General features: G+C 56.5%; 5 protein-coding genes and 2 pseudogenes. 6 read left to right on the top strand and 1 reads right to left on the bottom strand.

The window, feature by feature from the left end:
• Positions 1–561, bottom strand: a pseudogene (locus tag FDW88_RS18865) (IS110-like element IS5075 family transposase); the annotation flags it as partial.
• A 187-nt stretch (positions 562–748) separates the two neighbouring features.
• Here FDW88_RS18865 and FDW88_RS18860 point away from each other — a divergent pair.
• From FDW88_RS18860 to FDW88_RS18840, 6 genes and pseudogenes are all read left to right on the top strand, one after another.
• Entirely contained in the window at positions 749–1,357 is a 609-nt protein-coding gene (locus FDW88_RS18860; RefSeq protein WP_004393990.1) for a TetR/AcrR family transcriptional regulator, read from the top strand.
• Positions 1,354–2,505: an efflux RND transporter periplasmic adaptor subunit gene (locus FDW88_RS18855; protein WP_032430843.1), complete on the top strand. Its 1,152-nt coding sequence runs from the start codon at positions 1,354–1,356 to the stop codon at positions 2,503–2,505. Before FDW88_RS18860 ends, FDW88_RS18855 begins: the two co-directional genes overlap by 4 nt.
• Entirely contained in the window at positions 2,502–3,707 is a 1,206-nt protein-coding gene (locus FDW88_RS18850; protein ID WP_022652303.1) for an ABC transporter permease, read from the top strand. Before FDW88_RS18855 ends, FDW88_RS18850 begins: the two co-directional genes overlap by 4 nt.
• Before the next feature lies 1 nt (position 3,708).
• Positions 3,709–4,419 carry an ABC transporter ATP-binding protein gene (locus FDW88_RS18845; RefSeq protein WP_004393997.1) on the top strand — a complete coding sequence of 237 codons (711 nt, stop codon included), beginning with the start codon at positions 3,709–3,711 and terminating at the stop codon, positions 4,417–4,419.
• Positions 4,420–4,447: 28 nt separating this feature from the next.
• Positions 4,448–4,975: a hypothetical protein gene (locus tag FDW88_RS22495; protein WP_044258217.1), complete on the top strand. Its 528-nt coding sequence runs from the start codon at positions 4,448–4,450 to the stop codon at positions 4,973–4,975.
• A 64-nt stretch (positions 4,976–5,039) separates the two neighbouring features.
• Positions 5,040–5,600, top strand: a pseudogene (locus FDW88_RS18840) (IS110-like element IS4321 family transposase); the annotation flags it as partial.

The raw sequence follows: 5,600 nt of genomic DNA, 5'->3' as shown, positions 1-5,600 counted from the left end.
ATAGTGATAATGCTGTTGTAATTTCAGCAGTAACTGGCTGAGATAAAGAGGCAAACTACTGTCCTCAAGAAGGGTACTCAGTCGACTAATAACGGCAGCACCTCGCGGAACGCTGATACCAAATTCCAGCAGAAAAGCATGCATCTGATTAGTTGTTTTCACCTTATCCTGAACCAGGGATTCACGGACACGATGCAGAGCTCGCATTGCCTGCTGAGATTCGGTTCTGGGCTGCACGAAACGCATAGATGGACGTGATGCTGCTTCACAGATAGCTTCAGCATCAACGAAGTCATTTTTGTTGCTTTTAACGAATGGGCGGACAAATTGCGGTGATATCAGCTTTGGAAAATGCCCTAACTCTGCCAGCTTGCGTGCCATAAAGTGAGAACCGCCACAGGCTTCCATCGCGATGGTTGTTGCCGGGCATGTCGCCAGAAATTCGATTAGCTTTGGTCGGGTGAATTTTTTACGGTAAACGGCCTTCCCACGATGATCCTGACAATGAATATGGAAAGAGTTCTTACCCAGATCGATACCAATAAGCGCAATGTTTTCCATGATGGTTCTCCGAATGAAAGCCTGTCCTCAGCATAGTACTGGGAAGGAGGGAGTGACCATCTCATTAAATAAAGCACGTTAAGCCCATTGCAGACTCTAGATATTGACGAGTACGTCGGGTTTTCTCTTGTTTGAGTTGCCTCTTGTGGTAAGATAGTAATCAATTACTATCTTACCAGGAGTGCTCGTGGACACCCATCCAAAGCATCTGCCGGCCGATGAACGTCGTGCCGTAACTGTCGAGTCCGTCGTGGCGCTTGCCGGTTCGCAAAACCCAAGCGAGATAACCACTGCGGCTATCGCTAAACACATGAACTTGACCCAGGGTGCGCTGTTTCGGCACTTCCCGAACAAGGAAGCCATTTGGCAGGCGGTCATGGAGTGGGTAGCAGAGCGCCTATTAGCCAGAATCGATCGATCCGCACAAGGAATCGAGTCGCCCTTGGCAGCCATGGAGGCGATGTTCATGAGTCATATCGAATTCGTAGCTGAGCACCCAGGCGTGCCAAGAATGATGTTTGGTGAGCTTCAGCGTGCCGAATCGACACCGGCCAAGCGCATGGTGCAAACCTTGATTCAGCGCTACGGCGAACGTTTGCATCGTCTCATCGAGAAAGGCAAGGCCAGCGGCGAGTTGTCTCCCTCGCTTGACAACGAGGCGGCGGCAACGCTGTTCATTGGCACGATCCAGGGCTTGGTCATGCAATCGCTGTTAGCGGGTGATGTGGGACGTATGCACCGCGATGCGCCGCGCGTCTTTGCAATTTATCGGCGTGGCATAAGGAGTGCGCAATGAAAAAGTTACCCTTGCAAGGCCGCACCCTGGCACTGCTTGCCGTCATCATTCCTTTGCTGGTGCTTTTTATTTATGTCGGTCTGCGATCAGGGCCGCTCGCCCCGGTCGCTGTGACGGTGGCAAGCGTGGAATCACGGGCTATCACACCGGCGCTGTTCGGCATCGGCACGGTGGAGGCGCGCTACACCTACAAGATCGGGCCGACGTTTGCCGGGCGCGTCAAACGCCTGGAGGTGCATGTAGGCGGCCAGGTCAAGGCCGGACAGGTGCTCGGCGAGATGGAGCCGGTCGACCTTGATGATCGGGTGCGCTCACAGGAGTCTGTATTCAAGCGGGCGGAAGCGGCTTTGCGCGAGGCAGAAGCCCGGCAAGCCTACGCGCAAACCCAGGCGCGCCGCTATGAGCAATTGTTTGCGGTGCGCTCGACCAGCGAGGAAATCGTCACCACCAAGCGGCAGGAACTGCAGATCGCCGATGCCGCCCTATCCGCCGCTCGGGAAGATATTGCCCGGGCACGCTCCGACCGCGAAGCACTCGTCGCGCAGCGGAGCAATCTGCGCCTGATCGCGCCGGTCGACGGTGTAGTCGCCGTGCGCGATGCCGATCCCGGCACGACCATCGTCGCGGGCCAGGCCGTGGTGGAAGTGATCGACCCCAAGAGTTTGTGGATCAATGTGCGCTTCGACCAGATCAGCGCATCGGGGCTGGCTGGGGGGCTGCCGGCTCATATCGTCCTGCGTTCGCGTGGTGGCCAGACCTTGAAAGGTCGCGTGCTGCGGGTGGAACCCAAGGCCGACGCGGTAACCGAGGAAACGCTTGCCAAGGTGACATTCGATAACAAACCAGAACCTTTGCCACCAGTGGGTGAACTGGCCGAAGTCACGGTTGACTTGCCGGCGCTCCCGGCCGCTCCACTGATCCCCAACGCTGCCGTCCAGCGTGAAGGCGATAAAGTTGGTGTCTGGCAAATCGTGGATGGTGATCTGCATTTCTCCCCGGTCAAGCTCGGCACTTCCGACCTCAATGGTTACGTGCAGGTGCGCGAAGGGCTCAAGAATGGGGACCAGGTTGTGACCTATAGCGAAAAGGCACTGACGGCGCGCAGCCGCATCCATGTGGTCGAGCATATCCCGGGAGTTTCACGATGATCAGCCTGGCCGGCCGCGACATTCTCCATGCCTGGGGGAAATTCGTCTTCACCGGCATCGGTCTGGGTCTGCTGATCGGCGTCACCCTAGTCATGGCTGGGGTGTACCGAGGCATGGTGGACGACGGCAAGGCGTTGCTCGACAACAGTGGCGCTGACCTTTGGGTGGTGCAAAAGGATACTCTGGGTCCTTATGCGGAGTCGTCCAGCCTCAACGATGACGTGTATCGCGCCATTCTCGCCATGCCGGGAGTCTCACAGGCAGCGAACGCGACCTACCTGACCATGCAGGTACGCAAGGGCGAGAGTGATGTACGCACCATGGTGGTCGGCATCGCGCCCGGTGCGTTGGGGGCTACACCCGGATGGCCTCCTTATCTCGTCGCTGGACGCCAGATCACGCGCGGTCACTACGAGGCTGTGGCCGACATCGCCACCGGCTTCAAACTGGGAGATCGTCTTGCCATTCGCCGCAATCATTACACCGTCGTGGGGCTGACACGGCGCATGGTGTCGTCCAGCGGCGACCCGATGGTATTCATTCCGCTCAAAGATGCCCAGGAGGCCCAGTTCCTCAAGGACAACGATGCCATCTGGCAAAGCCGGCGTCGCACCGAAGCCAACCCGGTCTTCAATCGACCCGGTGATCCAGGTTTGCTGGATGCCGTGATTGCTTCACAGAGCAGCAACGCGTTCGTCAATGCCGTGCTGGTCACTCTGAAACCTGGTCATGCGCCGGACGAGGTTGCCGAATCCATCCAGCGCTGGAAGCGTTTGACGGTCTACACCCGGGCACAGATGGAAGACATCCTCGTCGGCAAGCTGATCGCCACCTCGGCCAAGCAGATCGGCATGTTCCTTGTGATTCTGGCCATCGTTAGCGCGGCCATCGTTGCCTTCATCATCTATTCGCTGACGATGGACAAAATCCGTGAGATCGCGGTGTTGAAGCTCATCGGCACACGCAACCGAACCATCGCCGCGATGATCATGCAGCAGGCGCTCGCCCTGGGCGTGATTGGCTTCGTGGTCGGCAAGATCACAGCCACCTTTTCAGCACCGGCTTTTCCAAAATATGTCCTGCTCACGCCAATGGATTCTGTCGCCGGTTTTTTTGCCGTGCTCGTGATCTGCGTTCTAGCTAGCCTCGTCGCCATTCGCATAGCACTCAAGGTCGATCCGGCCGAAGCCATTGGAGGTTGAGATGAGTGGCAAAGGGATACACATCGAAAGTTTAAGCAAGCGGTATGGCGATGGTGACACCGCTGTCTTTGCCTTGAGAGACGTGAATATGCATGTTGCGCCTGGTGAAGTGGTGGGACTGATCGGCCCTTCCGGGTCCGGCAAGAGCACGCTGCTCAAGTGTCTGGGTGCGGTGATCGAACCGACCGCCGGTCGCATGACGCTGGGCGATGAAGTGATCTACGCCGATGGCTGGAAAGTCCGCGACCTGCGCGCCTTACGGCGTGACAAGATCGGTTTCGTTTTCCAGGCGCCGTACCTGATTCCGTTTCTCGATGTCACCGACAACGTGGCGCTGCTGCCGATGCTTGCAGGCGTCGCGAATGGAGAGTCGCGCGCGAAGGCACTGGAATTGCTCACAGCGCTTGATGTGCAACACCGAGCTCGCGCAATGCCCTCGCAACTCTCCGGTGGCGAGCAGCAACGGGTCGCCATCGCGCGCGGACTGGTCAATCGTCCGCCGGTGATCCTGGCTGATGAACCCACTGCGCCGCTGGATTCCGAGCGCGCCATGGCTGTAATCCGCATCCTCAACGACATGGCCCGGAAGTTCGAGACCGCCATCATCGTCGTCACCCATGACGAAAAGATCATCCCCACATTCAAGCGCATCTACCACATCCGCGACGGCGTGACCCATGAGGAAGCTGGCGAAGGGCGGGAGTTCGAATGAGAGAACGATTGAATTACAGGAGAATTTCATGACCCACCGCAAACACAGCCACGCATTTGGAACTATCACCCTGACCGTTACGGCCTGCCTGCTTTTATGGGGTTTTCAGTTGCCAGCTTGGGCTGGTGACGCTACCCAGGTTGAGCCACTGGCGCTACGCAAGATCATGCAGGAACTCGGGCGCAACATGCAGGCTATTACCGGTGCGATTTCGCAGGAGGAATGGGTTCAGGTCGTTCAGCTCGCCCCAAAAGTTGCTGCACACCCCGAGCCACCGCTTACTGAAAAAATGCGCATCCTTGCTTACCTCGGCGCTGATGCGACCAAGTTCAGAAACTTTGACGCGCAGACTCACGAGGCGGCGCTGGCCATGAAGCTGGCTGCTGCGAGCAGCGACGGCAAGGCGGTGATCCAATCATTCGCCCTATCTGTCCCCGCTGGGGTGGGAGCATATCAACCTGACCGGCGATTACCTATGGCGCAGCAGTGCCAAGGTCGGTGCGGGGAAGTTCAGGCCATTGCGACCGCTGCCACCGGCTTAGCGTGCTTTATTTAATGAGATGGTCACTCCCTCCTTCCCGGTACTATGCTGAGGACAGGCTTTCATTCGGAGAACTATCATGGAAAACATTGCGCTCATTGGTATCGATCTGGGTAAAAACTCTTTCCATATTCATTGCCAGGATCGTCGCGGGAAGGCTGTTTACCGTAAAAAATTTACCCGGCCAAAGTTGATCGAATTTTTGGCGACATGCCCCGCTACAACCATCGCAATGGAAGCCTGTGGCGGTTCTCACTTTATGGCACGCAAGTTGGAAGAGTTGGGGCATTCCCCAAAGCTGATATCACCACAATTTGTCCGCCCGTTCGTTAAAAGCAATAAAAACGACTTTGTCGACGCCGAAGCTATTTGTGAAGCTGCATCGCGTCCGTCTATGCGTTTTGTGCAGCCCAGAACGGAATCTCAGCAGGCAATGCGGGCTCTGCATCGTGTCCGTGAATCCCTGGTTCAGGATAAGGTAAAAACAACCAATCAAATGCATGCTTTTCTGCTGGAATTTGGCATTAGCGTTCCCCGAGGAGCTGCCGTTATTAGCCGACTGAGTACCATTCTTGAGGATAATAGTTTGCCTCTTTACCTCAGCCAGTTATTGCTGAAATTACAACAGCATTATCACTAT

Origin of the sequence: Citrobacter sp. wls829 (genome assembly GCF_005280825.1) — a bacterium.
In the GTDB taxonomy this organism is placed as follows: domain Bacteria; phylum Pseudomonadota; class Gammaproteobacteria; order Enterobacterales; family Enterobacteriaceae; genus Citrobacter; species Citrobacter gillenii.
The sequence above is the reverse complement of the archived record's forward strand: the minus strand, read 5'-3'. Positions and strand labels throughout refer to the sequence as shown.